Here is a 1,367-nt window from a genome sequence, read left to right on the forward strand (position 1 = left end):
GGCTGATCCCGGCCGCGGCGAGGCGCGGCCACAGCGTGGCGAGGGCGTCCTCGGGGTCGAGCTCGAAGTCGGACCGCCGGATCCGCCAGAACGGCCAGCCCGCCCGGCGCAGCTCCCGCTCCCGGTCGAAGTCGCGGGCGAGCTGGCCCGGATCGGCCGCGCCGTCACCGCCGTCGCAGCCGATCGCGAACCGGGCCCGGCCGCCGGAGACGACCAGGTCGATGCGCGCAGCGCCGATCTCGAGGCGGGGGGTGACGAGGTAGCCGCGGGCCGCCAGCCGCCGGAACACCCGCTGCTCGAACACCGAGCCGAACGCCGGATGCGGACGGTCCTCGGAGACGTCGCCGAGCGCCGGCGGGTCCCCGCCGGGCACCAGCGCGGCCGTCCGCGAGGTGGACAGGACGTAGCCGAGGTAGCTGTGCCGCAGGTCCTGGTGGTCGAGGTCGGCGAGGGTCACCGAGTGGAACAGCCACACCTGGTCCCGGGCGCGGGACGCGGCGACGTTGAACCGGCGCTGGTACTCCAGTCGGGTCAGCGCGACCGGCCGGTCGTTCGGCGCGACCACCAGCGAGAGGTACACGACGTCCCGCTCGTCGCCCTGGAAGTCCGCCGGTGTGCCGACCCGCAGCCGGCGGCGCAGGTGCTCGGCGGCGGACATCCGCTCGGCCAGCAGGTCGCGCACGAGGGTGGCCTGGGCGCTGCCCTGCGCGACGACGACACCGAAGCTCAGCCCCGCGTACCGGGGATCCTCCGCGCAGGCCAGCACCTGCGCGACCAGCGCGTCCGCCTCCGCCGGGTTGCGCGGCCCGGCCGGGGTGGCGGTGGTGGCGCCGTGCGGGACGTAGCGGGCCATCAGCGGCGGCAGCCGGTCCGCGCCGAACTGGCGCAGCGGGACCAGTGGCGCGTCCCGGTAGAACATCACCGAGGACCACTCGATGATCTCCGGCATGCAGCGGAAGTGCTCCCGCAGCCGGACGACCTCGCCGAACCGGGTCCGTAGCAGGCCGAACAGACTGGACCGGGGGGTGAAACCGACCCGCAGCCAGGCCGGCACGTCCGGTAGCAGCGCGTCGAGCCGGTCCAGGACACCGCCCGGGTCCTCCGCCGGGTCCTCCGGCGGCGTGCACTGGCGGTCGTCCCCGACGACGATGACCCGCGGCGCGAGCCAGAGCAGGAACAGGCTGTCGAGGCCCGCCTGGCTGCCCTCATCGACGATGACCACGTCGAAGCTGTCCCGCACCGCCGGGATCGTCGAGAGCACCTCCCGGATCGGCATCACCCAGGCCGGCACGGCCGACTGGGCGACCCCCATCGCCTCCCGGGCGGCCTGGCGGTAGCGCTGCGCGTGCCGGCCGGCGAGCGTGCCG

Annotated in this window: 1 protein-coding gene; it reads right to left on the reverse strand. The window is 75.4% G+C overall.

Annotated elements, in window-relative coordinates:
• Positions 1–1,367 (reverse strand): PDDEXK-like endonuclease domain-containing protein (locus MXD58_RS27610; protein ID WP_250611046.1); only part of this gene is annotated, 1,367 nt, incomplete at both ends.

Origin of the sequence: Frankia sp. AgKG'84/4, from assembly GCF_023242965.2 — a bacterium.
GTDB lineage: Bacteria > Actinomycetota > Actinomycetes > Frankiales > Frankiaceae > Frankia.